Raw genomic sequence first — 18,687 nt, 5'->3', positions numbered from 1 at the left:
CACTTGGTGCCATGTGGTGCCATCCGGCATCCCTCAGGACGTACGAGAACGTCGGCCGCGGCCGGATCGCGGAGTCTCCTTGCCGCTGTTTTCCCAGTTCAAGCGATTGTGCGTCGCCATCGCTCCCCATGAGTGCCATAAATGCTTGCGCGTGGCGCCACTGTGGTGCCATTATGGCGTCATGGACCTCACCCCGTACGTCGACTCCCTCCGCCGCGAACTCGCGGTGGCCGCCGAAGCCGGTGGCGATGAAGCCCGCGCGCTGGCGGAGAGGCTCACCGCCCCGCTGGAGTCGGCGACCCGACTGACCATGCTTCATGTGCTCTCCGCCGCGATGGACGAGGTCACACGCGAACTCGCTCCCGGTTCGGTGGACGTACGGCTGCGCGGACTCGACCCCGACTTCGTGGTGACGCTGCCGCAGACCGGCGACGGACCCGGCACGGAACCGGCCGGACCCGCCGAGCCGCTCAAGGCTTTGGCCGACGGCGACGAGGGCGCCGCCGCCCGGGTCAATCTGCGCCTGCCGGCCCACCTCAAGGCCCGTGCCGAGGAGGCCGCAGCCGGCGAGGGACTGTCGGTCAACGCGTGGCTGGTGCGGGCGGTGTCGGCCGCGGTCGACGGCGGAGCCCGGTCGCGTACGACGGAGAGGACCCGGACCGTCGGGCAGAGCTTCACGGGCTGGGTGCGCTAGCGGCCTCCGGGCCCGTACCACTCCGCTCCGTACCACTTCACCTTCACCACGTCCCGTCGGCCGGGACGTCTCCAAGACCCACGAGGACGGAACAGCCATGCCTTCTTTCGACACCATCGAACCTATCTCGGTCACCGCGCATGTGGAGGCCGGCTCCATCCAGTTCACCGCGGGCGACGGCGCCCGTACCGTCGTCGACGTACGGCCCCGGGACCCGCAGCGGGACCAGGACGTGCGGACGGCCGGTCAGACCGGGGTCACGTACGCGGGCGGCGCACTCGCCGTGCGGACGCCCAAGCCCGGACTGCTCGGCCGCATCGGCACCGTGGACGTGACGGTCGAACTGCCCGAAGGCTCACGCGTCGAGGTGACCGGCGCCTGGCTCCAGGTGCTCGGCGAGGGACGGCTCGGCGAGGTCGGCGTGAAGACCTCGTCCGGCGACGTACGCCTCGACGCGACCGGCCCGCTGAGGCTGACCGCGTCGCACGGCTCGATCACCGTGGACCGGGTCGACGGCCCGGCCGAGATCGCCACCAGCTCCGGCAGCGTGCGCGTCGGCCTCGTGGACGGCCCCGCCGTCCTCAAGAACTCCCACGGCACCACCAGCGTCGAGGCGGCAGGCGGTGACCTGCGCGTGAGCGGCGCCAACGGCGACATCCTCATCGCGCGCGCCGAGGGCTCGGTCACCGCCACCACCGCACACGGCACTCTGCGTGTCGCCGAAGTGGCCCGAGGAAACGTCCAGTTGGAGACCTCCTACGGTGCCATCGAGGTCGGCGTCCGCGAGTCCACCGCCGCCTGGCTCGACGTCAGCTCGGGCTCCGGCCAGGTCCGCAACGCGCTGACCGCCTCGAAGGTCCCGGAGGAGGGCGAGGACACCGTCAAGATCCGCGCCCGTACCCGGCACGGCAACATCGACATCCGCCGCGCCAAGCCCTGACCCCGCAGGAAGCACCCCGCACTCACCGGTCCTCTCCGGGCCGCCACGTCCGACTTCATCCGCCTTCACAAGGGAGGGCCCCATGTCCATGTCTGTCATGTCCGCGTCCACTCCAGCCACCGGTCACACGCGGCCGGCCGCGGTCTCCGCCGTCGGTCTGCGCAAGGCGTACGGCGACCACACCGTCCTCGACGGCATCGATCTGCACATCCCGGCCGGATCGGTGTTCGCGCTGCTCGGGCCGAACGGCGCCGGCAAGACCACCGTCGTCAAGATCCTCTCCACGCTCATCACCGCCGACGGGGGAGAGGCCCAGGTCGCGGGTCACGACCTCGCCACGGCTCCGGACGGCGTACGGGCCGCGATCGGCGTCACCGGGCAGTTCTCCGCCGTCGACGGGCTGATCACCGGCGAGGAGAACATGCTCCTCATGGCGGACCTGCACCACCTGTCCCGACGCGAGGGCCGGCGGGTCGCCGCGGAGCTGCTGGAGCGGCTCGGCCTCACCGACGCCGCGAAGAAGCCCGCGCAGAGCTACTCCGGCGGGATGAAACGCCGTCTTGACATCGCCATGACCCTCGTCGGCGACCCGAGGATCATCTTCCTCGACGAGCCGACCACCGGCCTCGACCCGCGCTCCCGCCGCACGCTGTGGCAGATCGTCCGCGACCTCGTGGCGGGAGGCACCACCGTCTTCCTCACGACCCAGTACCTGGAGGAGGCCGACCAGCTCGCCGACCGTATCGCCGTGCTCGACGACGGCAGGATCGTCGCCGAAGGCACCGCGGACGAGCTGAAACGGCTCATCCCCGGCGGACATGTGCGACTGCGCTTCCTCGACCCCGCCGCGTACGAGGCGGCGGCCGCCGCGCTCACCGAGGTCAGCCGGGACGACGACGCGCTCGTCCTGCGGATCCCCAGCGACGGCAGCCAGCGCGAGCTGCGCGCCGTCCTCGGCCGACTGGAGTCGGCCGGTGCCGAGGCGGACGAACTGACCGTACACACGCCCGACCTCGACGACGTGTTCTTCGCCTTGACCGGCGCCACCGTGACGGATGAGACCGACGTGACGGACCGGATCGAGCGAACCGACCGGATCGAGCACACCGACCGGACCGACCAGCCTCAGGAGACCGCCCGATGAGCTCTCTCACTCTCGCCGTACGCGACTCGTCCACGATGCTCCGCCGCAACCTCCTGCACGCGCGGCGCTACCCGTCCCTCACCCTGAACCTGCTGCTCACGCCGATCGTGCTGCTGTTGCTCTTCGTCTACATCTTCGGCGACGCGATGAGCTCGGTCATCGGCGGCGGCGGCCCGGACCGCTCCGCGTACATCGCGTACGTCGTCCCGGGTCTGCTGCTGATGACGATCGGCAGCACCGTGGTCGGCACCGCCGTCTCCGTCTCGAACGACATGACCGAGGGCATCATCGCCCGCTTCCGTACGATGGCGATCCACCGGCCCTCGGTGCTGATCGGCCATGTCGTCGGCAGCGTGCTGCAATCGGTCCTCAGCGTGGTCCTCGTGGGCGTCGTCGCCTTCGCCATCGGCTTCCGCTCCACCGACGCGACCGCCGTGGAGTGGTTGGCGGCGTTCGGACTGCTCGTCCTCTTCGCCACCGCGCTCACCTGGATCGCGGTCGGCATGGGACTGGTCAGCCCGAACGCCGAGGCCGCGAGCAACAACGCGATGCCGCTGATCCTGCTGCCGCTCCTCTCCAGCGCCTTCACCCCGGTCGGCTCCATGCCCGGCTGGTTCCGGCCGATCGCCGAGTACCAGCCGTTCACGCCGGCCATCGAGACCCTGCGGGGCCTGCTGCTCGGCAGCGAGATCGGCCACCACGGGTGGCTGGCCCTCGCCTGGTGCCTGGGGCTCGCGCTGCTCGGCTACTTCTGGTCGGCCGCGAAGTTCGACCGCGACCCGAGGTGACAGCGGTGGTGGCGCGGGCCGGGAAGATTTTCCCGGCCCGCGCCACACCGACTCACCAGGCGGTGGGCCGGCCGTTCATCATGCGACGGTCCACTTCTGGTTGGCGGTGCCGGAGCAGGTCCACAGCTGAGTGCGGGTGCCGTTGGCCGAGGAGCTGCCGATGGCGTCCAGGCACTTGTCGGCCGGGATGGAGACGATGTCGCGGGCGGCGGAGACGGCCCAGCGCTGTGCACCGGTCCCGTTGCAGTCCCACAGCTGGACCAGAGTGCCGTTGGCGGTGGATCCGTCCTTGGCGTCGAGGCACTTGCCGAGGGCGCGGATCGTGCCGTCGGAACGGACGTCCCACTGCTGGGCGTTCGTGCCGTTGCAGTCGTAGAGCTGCACGGCGGCGCCGTTGGCCGAGGACGCGCCCGCCACGTCCAGGCACTTTCCGCCGATGCCCCGGATGGTCTTGGCGCCGGCCGGCGGCGTGTCGGTGGTCACGCGCACGTAGTCCACGATGAGTTGCTGCGGGAACCGGGTGGAGCTGTCGGGGTCACCGGGCCAGTAGCCGCCGACCGCGAGGTTCAGGATCATGAAGAACGGCTTGTTGAAGACCCACTCCCTGCCGCCGAGGTCGGCCGGGGTGCGGGTCTGGTAGACGTTCCCGTTCACCGACCACCTGATGGAGTTGGGGCTCCAGTCGATGGCGAAGGTGTGGAAGTTGTCCGCGAAGGCGGCGCCACCCGGCAGGGTGTAGCCGGCGCCGATGCCGCCGGAGCCGGAGTAGCCCGGTCCGTGGAGCGTGCCGTGCACGGTGCCGGGCTCGAAGCCGACGTTCTCCATGATGTCGATCTCGCCGGCGGCCGGCCAGCCCACGTTGCCCATGTTGTTGCCGAGCATCCAGAAGGCGGGCCAGATGCCTTGGCCGCGCGGGAGCTTCATGCGGGCTTCGACGCGCCCGTACTGCGCGGTGAACTTGCCGGCCGTGTTGAGACGGGCCGAGGTGTACTCGCACCGCCCGTACCAGCAGTTGTAGTTGGCCGGATTCTCCCTCTTCGCCGTGATGACGAGATTGCCCTGCCCGTCGAGCGCGGCATTGTTCGTGCCCGAGGTGTAGTACTGCCGCTCGTGGTTGTTGACGTTGTCGCCGGTCTCCAGCTGCCACCTGGAGGTGTTGACGCCGGAACCGGCCGGGCCGTCGAAGTTCTCGTCGAAGGTCACGGCGGCGGGAGCGACGGCACCGGCTGTCGGTGCTGGGGCCGGGGCGGCCTGCACGGCGGTCGGCGTGAGGGACGCGAGGCCGAGGCAGGCGGCCGCCGCCAGCCAGGTGAGGGATCTGTGGCGCCAGGACGTGCGCATGGGGCATCACATCGCTTTCGTGGGGGCGTGCGGAGTCATGCGGGGACCAGCGGATGCAGGATGCGACGTGTCCATGACAGTACGACGGCCGTGCCGACGGGCTTGAACGGACACGAAGTGAAGTGATGTGGGGATCGCCGGGGGTGGCAGTGTTCAACAGTTGGCGATAACGATTTAAGGAGCGCACCGCAGGCCCGTCAAGGCATTCGTCTGGACCAATTCCTTTACCTCACTGCTGACATGACGGTGCGGCAGGTGCGCACGGGCGCGGCCACCGGGCCGCCGTCGCGGCCTCGCGAGAGCCGACGCGCCACCGCCGTACGCGCACTTCGGTGGAGAGCTCGACCAGCCGCTTTGTCCCGCCAGTAGAGAAAGTTGTGGCCGACTGCGTCAAAGGGCTTTCTGGTCCGCGAAAAAGCCATTACCTTCCTGCTCTGTACCGAACGACAGGACCTGAGCGCTCCTCCCTCCCCCTGGGAGCACCCAGGTCTCCGGCGCGACGGCGCGCGCCTGTGCTCCAGACCTCACCCCGTCACCACACGGAGGACGCGCGTGCACAGGAGACTCACCCGACCCGTCGCGGCACTGGCCTGCGCCTTGCTCGCCGCCGCGGGTGCCCTCACCGTCCAGCAGAGACCCGCCGCAGCGGCGCCCGACCCCGTGACAAGCGTCGCTGCCGACGAGTTCCAGCAGGTCACCCTCGCCAAGGGAGTGGCCGAGACCGGCGAGCCGATGACGCTCGCGGTGCTGCCCGACCGATCCGTCCTGCACACCTCACGGGACGGCACACTCCGCCTCACCGACGCCGCGGGCACGACGAAGACCGCCGGGAAACTGGACGTCTACTCGCACGACGAAGAGGGTCTCCAAGGCGTCGGCGTGGACCCGGCGTTCACCACCAACCGCTTCGTCTACCTCTACTACGCGCCGAAGCTGACCACGCCGGCAGGCGACGCGCCCGCCAACGGATCCGCGGCCGACTTCGCGCCCTTCGACGGCGTCAACCGGCTCTCGCGCTTCGTCCTCAGAACCGACGGTACGCTCGACACCGCCAGCGAGAAGAAGGTCCTCGACGTCCCCGCGAGCCGTGGCCTCTGCTGCCATGTCGGCGGTGACATCGACTTCGACGCCCAGGGCAACCTGTACCTGTCCACCGGTGACGACAGCAACCCGTTCGCCTCCGACGGCTACACGCCCATCGACGAGCGCCCGAACCGCAACCCCGCGTACGACGCGCAGCGCTCCTCCGGCAACACCAACGACCTGCGCGGCAAGGTGCTGCGGATCAAGGTCGCCGCCGACGGCAGCTATACCATCCCGTCCGGCAACCTCTTCGCGCCCGGAACCGCGCGGACCAGGCCGGAGATCTACGCCATGGGCTTCCGCAACCCCTTCCGGATGAGCGTCGACAAGCCCACCGGCACCGTCTACCTCGGCGACTACGGCCCCGACGCGGGCACGGCGAACGCGGGACGCGGACCGGCCGGACAGGTCGAGTTCAACCGGATCACCAAGGCCGGCAACTACGGCTGGCCCTACTGCGTCGGCACCAACAGCCCGTACGTGGACTACAACTTCGCCACGTCCACCTCAGGCGCCACCTTCTCCTGCGCCGCACCGAAGAACACCTCGCCGAACAACACCGGCCTGACCGACCTCCCGCCGGCCCAGCCCGCGTGGATACCGTACGACGGAGGCTCCGTCCCCGAGTTCGGCGGCGGCTCCGAGTCACCGATGGGCGGGCCCGTCTACCGGTACGACGCGGCCTCGACCTCGCCGGTCAAGTTCCCGCAGAGCTTCGACGGCGACTACTTCGCCGGTGAGTTCGGCCGCAAGTGGATCAAGCGCATCGAGCAGGGCTCCGACGGCACCGTACAGTCGATCAACGCCTTCCCGTGGCAGGGCACCCAGGTCATGGACATGGCCTTCGGCCCGGACGGCGCGCTGTACGTCCTCGACTACGGCACCGGCTACTTCAACGGGGACGCCAACAGCGCGGTCTACCGCATCGAGTACGTCACCGGAGGCCGCGCCCCGCTCGCCAGGGCCACCGCCAACCGCACCTCGGGCCAGGCACCGCTGGCGGTCGCGTTCTCCTCGGCCGGCACCTCCGATCCCGACGGCGACCCGCTCACGTACGCCTGGAAGTTCGGCGACGGGTCCACCTCCACGGCCGCGAACCCCTCCCACACCTACACCGCCAACGGCCGCTACACCGCCGAGCTGACCGTCTCCGACGGCACCGGCAACACCGCCACCGCCTCCGTCGTCATCACCGTCGGCAACACCGCACCCACCGTCACCCTCGACCTGCCCGCCGACGGCTCCGTCATCGACCCGGGCGCGGCCGTCCCGTTCAAGGTCACCGTCACCGACCCCGAGGACGGCACGATCGACTGCTCCAAGGTGAAGGTCACCTTCATCATCGGCCACGACAGCCACGGCCACCCGCAGACCTCGGCCACCGGCTGCTCCGGCACCGTACAGACCATCGCCGACGGTGAGCACGACCCGAACGCCAACATCTTCGGCGTCTGGGACGCCGAGTACACCGACAAGGGAGCCAACGGCCAGCCCGCTCTGACCACGCACGACCAGAACATCAGCCAGGGCAGCAAGCGCCAGGCCGAGCACTTCGGCGGCTCCGCCGGCGTCCAGATCGTCGACAAGGCCTCGGCCAACGGCGGCAAGACCGTCGGTTACATCGACAACAACGACTGGATCTCCTTCACGCCGTACCTCCTCGGCAACGCCACCAAGCTGACCGCCCGGGTCTCCTCCGGCGGTTCGGGAGGCACGCTGGAGGTACGGGCCGGCTCACCCACCGGCACGCTGCTCGGCTCGGCCGCGGTCCCGGTCACCGGCGGCTGGGACACCTTCCGCGACGTGAGCGCCGACCTGACCGACCGTCCGGCCTCCACCACCACGCTCTACCTCGTCTTCAAGGGCGGCAGCGGCTCGCTCTTCGACCTGGACGACTTCACCTTCACCACCGGCCAGACCACCCCGGCCGGCCGCGACCTCAAGGGCATCGGCGGCAAGTGCGCGGAGGCCGCCGGCGGAGCGAGCGCGGACGGCACGCAGATCCAGCTGTGGACGTGCAACCAGACGGCCGCGCAGAAGTGGACGGCCGGTGCGGACGACACGCTGCGGGCACTCGGTAAGTGCCTGGACGTGAGCGGTGCCGGTACGGCGGACGGTACGAAGATCCAGCTGTACGGGTGCAACGGCACGGGCGCGCAGAAGTGGGTGGCCCAGGCCGACGGAACGTTGAAGAACCCGTCCTCCGGCAAGTGCCTGGACGCTTCGGGGGTCTCCTCGGCGGACGGGACGAAGCTCCATCTGTGGACCTGCCACACCGGCGCCAACCAGAAGTGGAGCCTGTCATGAGCCGACGACTCACCCGTCTCGTCAGCTGGGCCGCCTGCGGCCTGCTCGCCGCCGCCGCTCTGCCCGCGGCGGTCTCCACGGCCTCGGCACCGAGCCAGGAGGCGCCCGTCCGCGTGGCGGCCGCCGCCGACCCCGCGTACGACGTGCTGGTCTTCTCCAAGACGGCCGGCTTCCGCCACTCCTCCATCGACGAAGGGATCACCGCGCTTCGTCAGCTGGGCGCCGCCAACAACTTCACCGTCACCGCGACCGAGGACGCCGCCGCCTTCACCTCGGCGAATCTCTCCGGCTACGAGGCCGTCGTCTTCCTCTCCACCACCGGCGACATCCTCAACGCCGCCCAGCAGACCGCCTTCGAGGGGTACATCGAGGCGGGCGGCGGCTACGTCGGCATCCACGCGGCGGCCGACACCGAGTACGACTGGTCCTGGTACGGCGGTCTGGCCGGCGCTCTGTTCAAGTCCCACCCGCACATCCAGCCGGCCACAGTCAAGGTGGAGGATCGCGCCCACGACGCCACCGCGCACCTCGGCCCGACCTGGCAGCGGACCGACGAGTGGTACGACTACCGCACCAACCCGCGCAGTTCGGCCCACGTCCTGGCCTCGCTCGACGAGTCCACCTACAGCGGCGGCACGATGGGCGGCGACCATCCGATCGCCTGGTGCAAGGACTACAGCGGCGGGCGCGCCTTCTACACCGGCGGCGGGCACACCGAGGAGTCGTACGCCGAACCCGCCTTCCGCCGGCACCTGCTCGGCGGCATCCGCTGGGCCGCGGAGATGACCGAGGCCGACTGCCGCCCGGAGGCGGGCTACACCACCTTGTTCGGCACCTCGGGCACCGCGGGCTGGAAGCAGGCGGGGCCGGGCTCCTTCGTCAACGCCGACCACACGCTGACCTCCCGGGGCGGCCTCGGCCTGTTCTGGTACCAGGCGAAGGAGTACACGTCCTACTCGCTGAAGCTCGACTGGCGCCAGGCCGGTGACGACAACTCCGGTGTCTTCGTGGGCTTCCCGGCCTCCGACGACCCGTGGTCGGCGGTCAACAACGGCTACGAGATCCAGATCGACGCCACCGACGCGCCCGACCGCACCACCGGCGCCGTCTACGGCTTCAAGTCCGCCGACCTCGCGGTCCGGGACGCGGCCCTGAACCCGCCGGGGGAGTGGAACACGTACGAGATCCGGGTCGAGGGCGAGCGCCTGCAGCTCTTCCTTAACGGCCGCAAGATCAACGACTTCACCAACACCGACCCCGCCCGCAGCCTCCAGCAGGGCCACATCGGCCTGCAGAACCATGGCGAAGGCGACGACGTGTCCTTCCGCAACATCCGCATCAAGGAGCTCGGAGGCACGACCGGCCCCAAGGAAGGCGCGGTCACCGGCATCGGCGGCAAGTGCGCGGAGGCCGCCGGCGGAGCGAGCGCGGACGGCACGCAGATCCAGCTGTGGACGTGCAACCAGACGGCCGCGCAGAGGTGGACGGTCGGTACGGACGACACGCTGCGGGCGCTGGGCAAGTGCCTGGACGTGAGCGGTGCCGGTACGGCGGACGGTACGAGGATCCAGCTGTACGGGTGCAACGGTACGGGCGCGCAGAAGTGGGTGCCGCAGCCGGACGGAACGTTGAAGAACCCGTCCTCCGGCAAGTGCCTGGACGCTTCGGGGGTCTCCTCGGCGGACGGCACGAAGCTGCACCTGTGGACCTGCCACACCGGCGCCAACCAGAAGTGGGTGCTCCCGGGCTGAGCGACCCTCTCGACTCCGGGGTCACCGCGGGAGGCGGTGACCCCGGAACCGGCCGCCACACGGGGCCGGTGACGGCGGCGGGGCGCCACGCCGAAACGCGCCGCCGCCGTTCTTCGCGTGCTGGGGCCGGTCTCGTGCCTGGCCCCCATCCCCCTTGTACGTAAAAGGAGTTGAGCCAAGCTCGTTGACAGCGCCTCATCCCGGCAGGATTCTGAGAGCGCTCTCAGAATCGCCTGGGACCCCACCGTTCCACCCACGGATCCAACCCGATGAGGAGGACGAGCATGCCCGTTCCCTGGAGAAGCCTCGCTTCACTGACCGCCGCGCTGGCGCTGGCCGCCGGCCTGACCACCGCCGTCGGCCAGACCCCCGCCGAGGCGGCGGTGCCCGCGACCATCCCGCTGACCATCACGAACGACTCGGGCCGCGGCGACCAGGTCTACGTCTACAACCTGGGAACGGAGCTCTCGACGGGCCGTCAGGGCTGGGCCGACGCGAACGGAACGTTCCACCCGTGGCCGGCCGGAGGCAACCCGCCCACTCCGGCGCCGGACGCGTCGATCACCGGGCCGCGCAGTGGCCAGGCGATGACGATCCGGATGCCGAAGTTCTCCGGCCGGGTCTACTTCTCGTACGGCCAGAAGCTGGTCTTCAAGGTCACCACCGGTGGTCTCGTCCAGCCGGCGGTCCAGAACCCGAGCGACCCGAACAGGAACATCCTGTTCAACTGGACCGAGTACACGCTCAACGACGCCGGCCTGTGGATCAACAGCACGCAGGTCGACATGTTCTCCGCCCCGTACTCCGTCGGCGTCAAGGCCCCCGGCGGCGCCGTCAAGACCACCGGCCGCCTCAAGTCGGGCGGCTACAACGCGGTCTTCACCGCACTCAGGAACCAGCCCGGAGGCTGGTCCGGCCTCATCCAGACCAGGCCTGACGGAACGGTCCTGCGCGCTCTGTCTCCCGGCCACGGTGTCGGCGCGGGCGCGCTGCCGTCCGGCATCCTGAACGACTACGTCGCCCGGGCCTGGAGCCGCTACAGCAGCTCCACGCTGACGGTGACCCCGTTCGCGCACGAGCCGAACACCAAGTACTACGGCCGGGTCTCCGGGAACGTCATGAACTTCACCAACGGCGCGGGCGCGGTCGTGACCTCGTTCCAGAAGCCGGACTCGGACAGCATCTTCGGCTGCTACAAGCACTTGGACGCTCCGAACGATCTGGTACGGGGCCCGATCTCGCGCACTCTGTGCGCGGGCTTCAACCGCTCCACGCTGCTGAACGGCACGAACCACCCCGACAACAACGCGGCGAACTTCTACAGGGACGCCGTGACCAACCACTACTCCCGCGCCATCCACGCGCAGATGGTGGACGGCAAGGCGTACGGCTTCGCCTTCGACGACGTGGGCGCCCACGAATCGCTCGTCCACGACGGCAACCCGCAGGAGGCCCGGATCACCCTGGACCGCTTCAGCTGACCACGTCCCTGCCTCCGGGCCACGCATCACTACGCCGTCCGCGTGCCTCCGGGCCGGCTCGCGGACGGCGACCATCGGACGTGGAGCCATCCGCGGCACGTCGCGTACGCGGTGCACGGGCGGGCTCGCCGGAACCGCCGACGATCGAGCATGGCGCTCAGGTCTTCGGCGGGGACGGTCGGTGGACGTCGACGGTACTCGGCCTGCAACTGGCCAAGAGATGCTCAAGGCACGGCCAAGTCTCGTCCAGCATCAAAGTCCGCTGACGGAAGGGGAGTTAACGTCCGCTGGTGAAGATGACCCGACACACTCAGACACCGGCGACACCAACGCGCCGCACCCTTCTCCGCGCCTCCGCCGCCACCGCGGCCGGAGGCGTTCTCGTAGCCGGCGCCGCGCCCGTTGGAGCCGTGACCAAGCCCCCGGCGGAGCGTTCGACGAGACCCGCGACACCCGCGGCCGCGCTGGCCGCACTCTCCGCGGGCAACCGCCGATGGCGGACGTACCACCAGCAGCATCCTCACGAGGCCCGCTCCCTCCGCCGCTCGCTGGTGTCCGGCCAGTCGCCTTTCGCCTTGATACTGGGCTGCATCGACTCCCGTGTGCCGCCGGAGCTGGTCTTCGACCAGGGGCTCGGCGACCTGATGACCGTCCGCTCGGCCGGTGAAGTCCTGGACGAGGCAGTGCTCGGGAGCATCGCCTACGGCGTACTGGAACTCGGTATCCCGCTGGTCCTGGTCCTGGGACACCAGTCGTGCGGTGCGGTGGCGGCGGCGGTGCACGCGGAGGAGACCGGAGAGCGCCTGCCCGCGCACATCCAGTACGTGGCCGACCAGATCAAGCCGGCGATCGTGCACTCGCAGCACGGCGAGGCGCGCGTGGACGCCACGGTGAGCGCACAGGTCCGACTGACCCGCTCCCGTCTGGCGGCCGAGGCCGACCTCGCGGCCAAGGTGGCTGCCGGCGAGCTGGAGATCGTAGGCGCGCGTTATGAGCTGAGTACGCAACTGGTGCACCGAGTGAGCTGATCGTTCAACGCGCCTCGCTACAGGCTCTGTTGAAGGCTGGTGGGCGTACACGCGATGCGGCGGGACCGGGTCGGCGGAACCGTGGCTCGACCGAAGGGGCCGGCAGCCAGGGATGAACGGGGCCCGATGAGTGCTCGATCCGACGGCGTACGGCCCTAGCCTTCCCGGTCCGGGCAGGATGACCTCATGCTCATCGTCCTGGGCGGCCTGCCCGGCACCGGCAAGACCACGCTCGCCCGCCGCCTGGCCACGCGCCTGAACGCGGTCCATCTGCGCATCGACACCATTGAACAGGCCGCGGTCCGCTCGGGCCTGGCCCAGCACCCGGTCGGGCCCGTCGGCTACGTGGTCGGATGCGCCCTGGCCGAGGATCACCTCCGGCAAGGGCTCACCGTGATCGCGGTGTCGGTCAGTCCTTCGGCCGTCACACGCGACAGCTGGCGCGGGGCCGGTGCGGAGGCGAGGGCTTCGGTGGTGAAGGTGGAGGTCCTCTGCTCGGACGAGGACGAGCACCGGGAACGCGTTGCCACGAGGACGGTCGACATCCCTGGTCTGCTGCTGCCCGATGGGGAGCGGGTGCGCCCTCATGAGTACGAGCCGTGGAACCGGGACCGGATCGTCCTCGACACGGCGGGGCAGTACCCTGACGCATCACTCGCGGTGCTGCTCGGCCTTCTCGGTGACCGGCCGGCGGACGTCGCGTGATCGCGTCCTGAAGGCGTATCGGCGGCTTCACGCGGCCGGGTCGGGTTCGATCCCGCTGTTGTAGGGGTACCGACGGGCGCGGTGTGTCGCGGGACGCTGCCTGCCGGCCGGCGTACCCGTAGAGGCTGACGTCCGGTGCCGTCCTATGCGCCTCAGGTCGTACCGGAGCGCGACGCCAGGTTGATGTGGCGGGCTGTGGTACGCCGCGACGATGACCTTATGACGTCGACGTTGACCGGGTTGCCGGTGTCCGCTGCGGAAGCCCTCACCGTGTTCGGTGCCGCTGTTCTTGTGCTGGCCCGGTGGCTACCCGGCCGGTTCCGGGACGCGGCCGCGCTTGCCGGGGGAGTCCTGTTCGCGGGGTCGGCGGTGGTGCTCGTGGTCGTGGGGCTGCGTTGGCAGATGGTTCCGGTGGTGGCTGCGGGAGTCGTCGCGGGACCGTTCGCGCTCGCGCCGCTGTTCTCGCGGCGTACCGGGCGTGCTTCATGGCGGGCCCGCTGGTGGGTGGCCCTGCCGGGTTCCGTGGTGTGCGCGGCTCTGATCGCGGCGGGTCCGGCATCCGCGTGGGCCCTGCCCGTGCCGGAGTTTCCCGAGCCGTCGGGACGCTTCCCGGTCGGTACCCAGGTCATGGAGTGGTCCACGAGCTCCGTCGGAGCCGACCGGGACGACGGGGGCCGCGTCCTGGTGACGCAGCTCTGGTATCCCGCCGAGCCGAGTGCCTCGGATGCTCCGCGAATGCCGTATCTCGGCCGTACCGAGGCCGAGTCACATACGGTGTCCCGGGCGCTGGCCGACTACGCGGGAATGCCTGGATTCCTGCTCGACGGCCTGCCGCGCGCCCGCAGCCACGCGGTGCCGGGCGCGCCTGTGTCCCGGAGGGGCGGGCGCTTCCCGGTGGTGTTGTTCTCGCCGGGCCTGGGAGGTGCGCGTACGCAGAACACCGCCTGGGCGGAGGAACTGGCCAGCCACGGCTACGTGGTGGCAGGCGTCGATCATCCCTACGATTCCGCTGCCGTGGTCCTTGAGGACGGCCGGACGTTGCGTACGCGAGTCAGGGCCACCGGCGACGAGGCCAAGGACGCGGCACTGGCGGAGGGCTGGACCCGCGCCCGCGCCGCCGACCTGCGCAGCGTGCTCACCCGGCTGACACGTCTGGACCGGGGTGACGGCGACGGAACGCTGGCCGGACACCTGGACACCGGCCGGGTGGCGGCGGCCGGGCACTCCATGGGAGGTGCGGCCGCGCTGCAGGCGGCCCGTCAGGACCGCAGGTTCGACGCGGTCATCGACCTCGACGGCTTCCCGCACGGCCCGGCCGGGGGACAACTCGGCCGGCCGGTACTGGCGCTGACCCAGGAGATCGGCCCGGGCACCGACCCTGACTACCTGCCCCGGCTCACCCGCGTACTGGAGGCCGGCACCGCGACGAACTACCGCCTGACCGTCCCCGGCACCGCGCACCTCACTTTCACCGACGCCCCGCTCTATCTGCCGCCGATACCCGGAGTGGTCGGCTCCTTGGACCGAACGGAGGGCCACCGGCTCACCGCAGGCGCCTCGCTGTCCTTCCTGGACACTACGCTCCGCCGAGCCCCGGTCGACTTGCCCGCAGCTCTCGCGTCTCACGGTGAGTTGACGGTGTACGGGGCGGTGGGGGCCGGATGAGGTGGGGCGGTATCCGGGCGTGTCGCTCACGGCTCCGGCATGGGAAAGACCCGGCGGGTTGTCGAGCGCACCTTTGCCTGGCTCCACCAGTTCAAACGCCTACGGCTCCGCTACGAACGCCGTGCCGACCTCCACCACGGTCTCCTGCAGCTGGCCTGCTGCATCATCTGTCTCCGCCGACTGCAGGCACCCCAGAAGGATCAGTAGGGTCGTCGATGTGCGGGATGTACGAGTGGTTCTGATCGGCGGGACGTCAAACGTCGGGAAGTCGACCGCCGCCCAAGAGGTGGCGGCAAAAATCGGGTTCGATTACCTGAGCACTGACGCGATGGCCCGGCACCCAGGCCGACCCTGGAGAACCTTGGACTGGGAGGTGCCGGCGCACGTCGCTGAGCACTACGGATCACTTACGGTGGACGAGCTGATCACGTCTGTGTTCGACCACTACGATCGGCTCTGGCCCCGCATCGAAGAGCTGATCACGGCCCGTGCGGCCAGCGACCGCGGCAGTCCGGGCCTGGTCCTGGAGGGGTCGGCACTCTGGCCCGCCCGCGTCGCGAGGCTACAGGTTCCGCACGCCGCCGCCGTATGGCTCACCACTGACGACTCCCTGGTACGCGCCCGCGTTCACGCTGCGGGCTCCTACGAAGCAGCCGCAGACGAGGAGCGGGTCCTCATGGACAAGTTCCTGGCCCGCACGGAGCGCTACCAGGCACTGATGATCGAGGCCATCGACAGGTTGGGCCTGGCTCGCATCGACGCGGGTGGCGGACAGTCCGCCGAAGAACTGGCTGACATTGTGCTCGCGGCAGTCGACGCGCAGACCGCGCTGGGACGGTCGTCCGCCGGCCGGTGACCGTTTATGGCTGCTCACCTACGGCGCACCCCGGCGCTAAACGCCCCACCAGCTCATATCGAGACGATCAGTTAGTGAGCCTTTTCCAACCTCAGTTTGAGCGGGTGAGGTGGAGGGTGAGGACGGTTTGGACGAGGCGGGTGATGCGGGTGGTGCTGCATCGGAGCTTGCGCAGGAGCCGCCAGTTCTTGAGGGTGGCGACGGCGGGTTCGACCAGGGCCCGGATCTTGGCCTGCGAGCGGTTCACGGCCTGCTGGCCTTCGGACAGGTTCTCCCATCGACCCCGGAACGGTACGCGGACGGCCGGTCCGGCGCCCTGGTAGCCCTTGTCCGCCCAGCACGGGATGCCTGCGGAAGTGAGGGCGTGGAGGATGCCGTGTTCACGGGCGGCGCGGATGTCGTGGATGGCGCCGGCCAGGGCGGGTGAGGCCCACAGCAGGCGGCCGGCCGGGTCGGCGAGGATCTGGACGTTCATGCCGTGCCTCTTGTGTTTGCCTGAGTAGAACGGCCGGTCGGCGGCGATCCGGTCGATCGGCAGCAGGGTGCCGTCGAGCAGGACGAACGCCTTCCTTGATGCTTCGCGGACGGCTTGTTCGAGCGTGGGTGCCAGGGCTGCGAGGAGGTCGACGGCTTCGGCGATGTAGCGGTAGGCCGTGGTCGTTCCGATGCCGAACTCCGCGGCGAGCTGAGCGTAGGGGTGCCCGTTGCGCAGATGGGCGAGGGTGAGCAGGGCCTGTCGGCCCGCGCTCAGCCGACGCCACCGGCTGCCGATGGCACGACGTCGTTCGCGGATGCGGGCAGTGAGGAACCGAAGGTGCGAGCTGGACAGGTCCAGCCCAGACGGGTAAACAAGCATGTGAAACCTCTGGCGGAACGGGTGATCTTGGTCGTGAACCCGTCTACCAGAGGCTTCACTCGTCTGTCATGCCAACTGCTGGACCACACCGGCAGGTTGGAAAAGGCTCAGTGGGATGGAAAGGCTCTGTGGCTGCTCCAGCATGATCACCCCGAGCCTCGGAGGGGTGACATGACCATGGACGGCAGAGCGGATCCGGCGCAGATCATCGCCCGGGTGGGCAACTTTGCGGATCGCGAGCGCGCTCTTGAGGTGTGGATGCACCTCGCCACCAGGGCTGGGTGGACGGTGAGTGCTGTCCCGGACGCGGTGCTGGACGCCGGTGCCGGTGACTGCGGCGTCGTTGAGGTGGAGGGGCTGCGTTACCGGGTTCGTCTCACTCCCCGAGTGAGGACGGAACTGGTCGACGACGCGGGCGGTCGGATGTCGCAGCGCCCGGTTTTCGCTCATGCGGCATGGGCGGACCCCGTGTTGGAAGCGGACAGTTTCGTCCCTTACCTCGGCGGCTGAGGCGTTGCCTCCTGTGTGTCCTTTCAGTGTGTTTGAGGGGCGCGGGATGGCACTTCAGCCGTAGATCGTGATCTTGATGGTGAGTGGGGCTTCTCCGCCTGCTCGGGTTCGCTGAGACGGAGGGCGTCCTCAATCTCGCTGAGCTTTGTGGAGGACAGGATGGCCGCCTGTTCGAAATCCCGCACACGATCCCCGAACGCCTCGACCCTTCCACCACTCGAATGGAAAACCCACGGAGCACCCGACGATGACCACTCCCGCCCGCCCCTTCGACGTCCTGCTCGTCGAGGACGACATCGCCGACGCCATGCTCATCGAAGAAGCCCTCTCCGAGCGTGGGACCCGCAACCTGGTCCAGGCCACCGACGGGGTCGCCGCTCTGGAGCACCTTCGCGCACCCGACTCGGTCCGGCCCGACCTCATCGTCCTCGACCTCAACATGCCCCGCATGAACGGCCACCACCTGCTGAAGGTCCTGAAGACCGACGAGAACCTGCAGGCCATCCCCGTCGTCGTCCTCACCACGTCGACGGCCCCGGACGACGTCACCGGCGCGTACACCAGCCACGCCAACGCCTACGTGACCAAGCCCGTCAACCTGGACGCCTTCGAGCAGGCCGTCCAGAGCATCGACGCCTTCTACCTCGACACCGCCACCCGACCGCACCCGTAGACCACCAGCCCGCGTACCGCGAAGTGCGGGAGGCGGCGATCTCGGCGTGACAGCGCTGCACGGCGAACAACATCACATCGTCCTCGGGCCGCGAGCCTGAGTTGTCGGCCATGGGCCTGATCCGGTGGAGGGCGACGGAGTCCTCGCACGGCGCGGCGAGTTCGGTGAGTGCGGTCCGCTCGGCGTCGTCCATGCTCAGGCCCCAGCCGAGCTTGGTTGCGATCCAGTCGACGAGGTAGGTGCAGCGGGCGGATCCGGCGGGCGGCATCCATAGGGGCCGGGCTCCCGGTCGGCCTTGGACCGGTTGGTCTTCGCGGTGACCGCGACGAGCGACCGCTCGGCGGCGAGGTCGTTGGCGTAAGCTTCGCGCCGCTTGGGCGTCCAGGCGTGAGCGCCGCTGTTCCACGCCTCGGCCAGGGGCACCACATGGTCGATGTCGAGGCCCTTGGCGCCGGTGACCTCGACGTCGTCGTAGTACGAGCGCCAGCTGCCGGCGTTCAGCGAACACCGGGCTCCCCGCTTCCGGCGTGGTGACTGCTTCGGGGATCAGGACTTCAGCCCGGGTGGTGCAGGAGTCGCCATCATCGTCGATCCAGTGCCGGAAGCTGTTTGCTCGTACCCTTCGCGCTGTTCCACAGCACCAGGGATCTAAGCAATCGCCTCAGCCAGGGTCAGGTCGGCCCGTCGGGATCTCCAGTGGGCGCACCGGACGCGGTGGTGGCGCCGGTGGCGGCCGCGGAGGGTTTCGCGTTGTCCGCTTCCGCCACTTCGACGGAGCAGGCGGTCAAGGCGGCGGCGGTGAGTAGGGCGGCAGACAGGGAGCCAAGGCGGCGCAGATCCACGGCGGGTCTCTCCAGCTAGTCGG

General features: G+C 69.6%; 14 protein-coding genes and 3 pseudogenes. 14 read left to right on the top strand and 3 right to left on the bottom strand.

The genetic code is table 11. The features are described from left to right. Positions 1–181 precede the first annotated feature (181 nt). From ABZ267_RS08120 to ABZ267_RS08105, 4 genes are all read left to right on the top strand, one after another. Entirely contained in the window at positions 182–694 is a 513-nt protein-coding gene (locus ABZ267_RS08120) for a toxin-antitoxin system HicB family antitoxin (protein WP_356750569.1), read from the top strand. A 97-nt stretch (positions 695–791) separates the two neighbouring features. Then, the gene (locus tag ABZ267_RS08115) at positions 792–1,634 is read left to right on the top strand and encodes a DUF4097 family beta strand repeat-containing protein (protein ID WP_356750568.1); all 843 of its coding nucleotides are present in this window, start codon (positions 792–794) and stop codon (positions 1,632–1,634) included. A gap of 82 nt (positions 1,635–1,716) precedes the next feature. Next, entirely contained in the window at positions 1,717–2,778 is a 1,062-nt protein-coding gene (locus ABZ267_RS08110; protein WP_356750566.1) for an ATP-binding cassette domain-containing protein, read from the top strand. Further along, entirely contained in the window at positions 2,775–3,566 is a 792-nt protein-coding gene (locus tag ABZ267_RS08105) for an ABC transporter permease (protein ID WP_356750564.1), read from the top strand. Before ABZ267_RS08110 ends, ABZ267_RS08105 begins: the two co-directional genes overlap by 4 nt. 78 nt (positions 3,567–3,644) lie before the next feature. On the opposite strand, the gene ABZ267_RS08100 is transcribed toward ABZ267_RS08105, so the two are convergent. After that, on the bottom strand, positions 3,645–4,907 hold the full coding sequence (locus ABZ267_RS08100; protein ID WP_356750562.1) for a family 16 glycosylhydrolase: 1,263 nt from the start codon (positions 4,905–4,907) through the stop codon (positions 3,645–3,647). Positions 4,908–5,459: 552 nt separating this feature from the next. Here ABZ267_RS08100 and ABZ267_RS08095 point away from each other — a divergent pair. The 8 genes and pseudogenes from ABZ267_RS08095 (at position 5,460) to ABZ267_RS08060 (ending at position 15,783) form a co-directional block, all read left to right on the top strand. Then, the gene (locus ABZ267_RS08095) at positions 5,460–8,297 is read left to right on the top strand and encodes a PQQ-dependent sugar dehydrogenase (protein WP_356750560.1); all 2,838 of its coding nucleotides are present in this window, start codon (positions 5,460–5,462) and stop codon (positions 8,295–8,297) included. Next, positions 8,294–10,048, top strand: a complete 1,755-nt coding sequence (locus tag ABZ267_RS08090; RefSeq protein WP_356750558.1) for a ThuA domain-containing protein — start codon at positions 8,294–8,296, stop codon at positions 10,046–10,048. The genes ABZ267_RS08095 and ABZ267_RS08090 overlap by 4 nt, the downstream gene beginning before the upstream one ends. 284 nt (positions 10,049–10,332) lie before the next feature. Then, entirely contained in the window at positions 10,333–11,529 is a 1,197-nt protein-coding gene (locus tag ABZ267_RS08085) for a glycoside hydrolase family 64 protein (RefSeq protein ID WP_356750556.1), read from the top strand. A gap of 296 nt (positions 11,530–11,825) precedes the next feature. Next, positions 11,826–12,557, top strand: a complete 732-nt coding sequence (locus ABZ267_RS08080) for a carbonic anhydrase (protein ID WP_356750554.1) — start codon at positions 11,826–11,828, stop codon at positions 12,555–12,557. A 186-nt stretch (positions 12,558–12,743) separates the two neighbouring features. Then, positions 12,744–13,262, top strand: coding sequence for an AAA family ATPase (locus ABZ267_RS08075; RefSeq protein WP_356750552.1), 519 nt, complete (start codon positions 12,744–12,746; stop codon positions 13,260–13,262). 219 nt (positions 13,263–13,481) lie between these two features. Then, positions 13,482–14,927, top strand: a complete 1,446-nt coding sequence (locus ABZ267_RS08070) for a hypothetical protein (RefSeq protein WP_356750550.1) — start codon at positions 13,482–13,484, stop codon at positions 14,925–14,927. Between the two features lie 27 nt (positions 14,928–14,954). Continuing rightward, positions 14,955–15,134, top strand: a pseudogene (locus ABZ267_RS08065) (transposase); the annotation flags it as partial. 25 nt (positions 15,135–15,159) lie between these two features. Continuing rightward, the gene (locus ABZ267_RS08060) at positions 15,160–15,783 is read left to right on the top strand and encodes a hypothetical protein (protein WP_356750548.1); all 624 of its coding nucleotides are present in this window, start codon (positions 15,160–15,162) and stop codon (positions 15,781–15,783) included. A gap of 91 nt (positions 15,784–15,874) precedes the next feature. Here ABZ267_RS08060 and ABZ267_RS08055 read toward each other — a convergent pair whose 3' ends face one another. Next, the gene (locus tag ABZ267_RS08055) at positions 15,875–16,639 is read right to left on the bottom strand and encodes an IS5 family transposase (RefSeq protein ID WP_356750546.1); all 765 of its coding nucleotides are present in this window, start codon (positions 16,637–16,639) and stop codon (positions 15,875–15,877) included. A 171-nt stretch (positions 16,640–16,810) separates the two neighbouring features. Between ABZ267_RS08055 and ABZ267_RS08050 the strand changes: the two genes are divergently transcribed. Together ABZ267_RS08050 and ABZ267_RS08045 are read left to right on the top strand one after the other, a co-directional pair. Further along, positions 16,811–17,149 (top strand): hypothetical protein, encoded by a 339-nt coding sequence (locus ABZ267_RS08050; RefSeq protein WP_356750545.1) that lies wholly within the window; start codon positions 16,811–16,813, stop codon positions 17,147–17,149. A 208-nt stretch (positions 17,150–17,357) separates the two neighbouring features. Beyond that, positions 17,358–17,822 (top strand): annotated as a pseudogene (locus ABZ267_RS08045) (response regulator); the annotation flags it as partial. A gap of 133 nt (positions 17,823–17,955) precedes the next feature. Here the strand turns inward: ABZ267_RS08045 and ABZ267_RS08040 are convergent. After that, positions 17,956–18,664 (bottom strand): annotated as a pseudogene (locus ABZ267_RS08040) (HNH endonuclease family protein); the annotation flags it as partial. Positions 18,665–18,687: the final 23 nt, after the last annotated feature.

Source organism: Streptomyces sp. NPDC006174, assembly GCF_040614075.1.
Taxonomy (GTDB): domain Bacteria; phylum Actinomycetota; class Actinomycetes; order Streptomycetales; family Streptomycetaceae; genus Streptomyces.
This window is presented reverse-complemented; position numbering and strand designations above follow the sequence as displayed.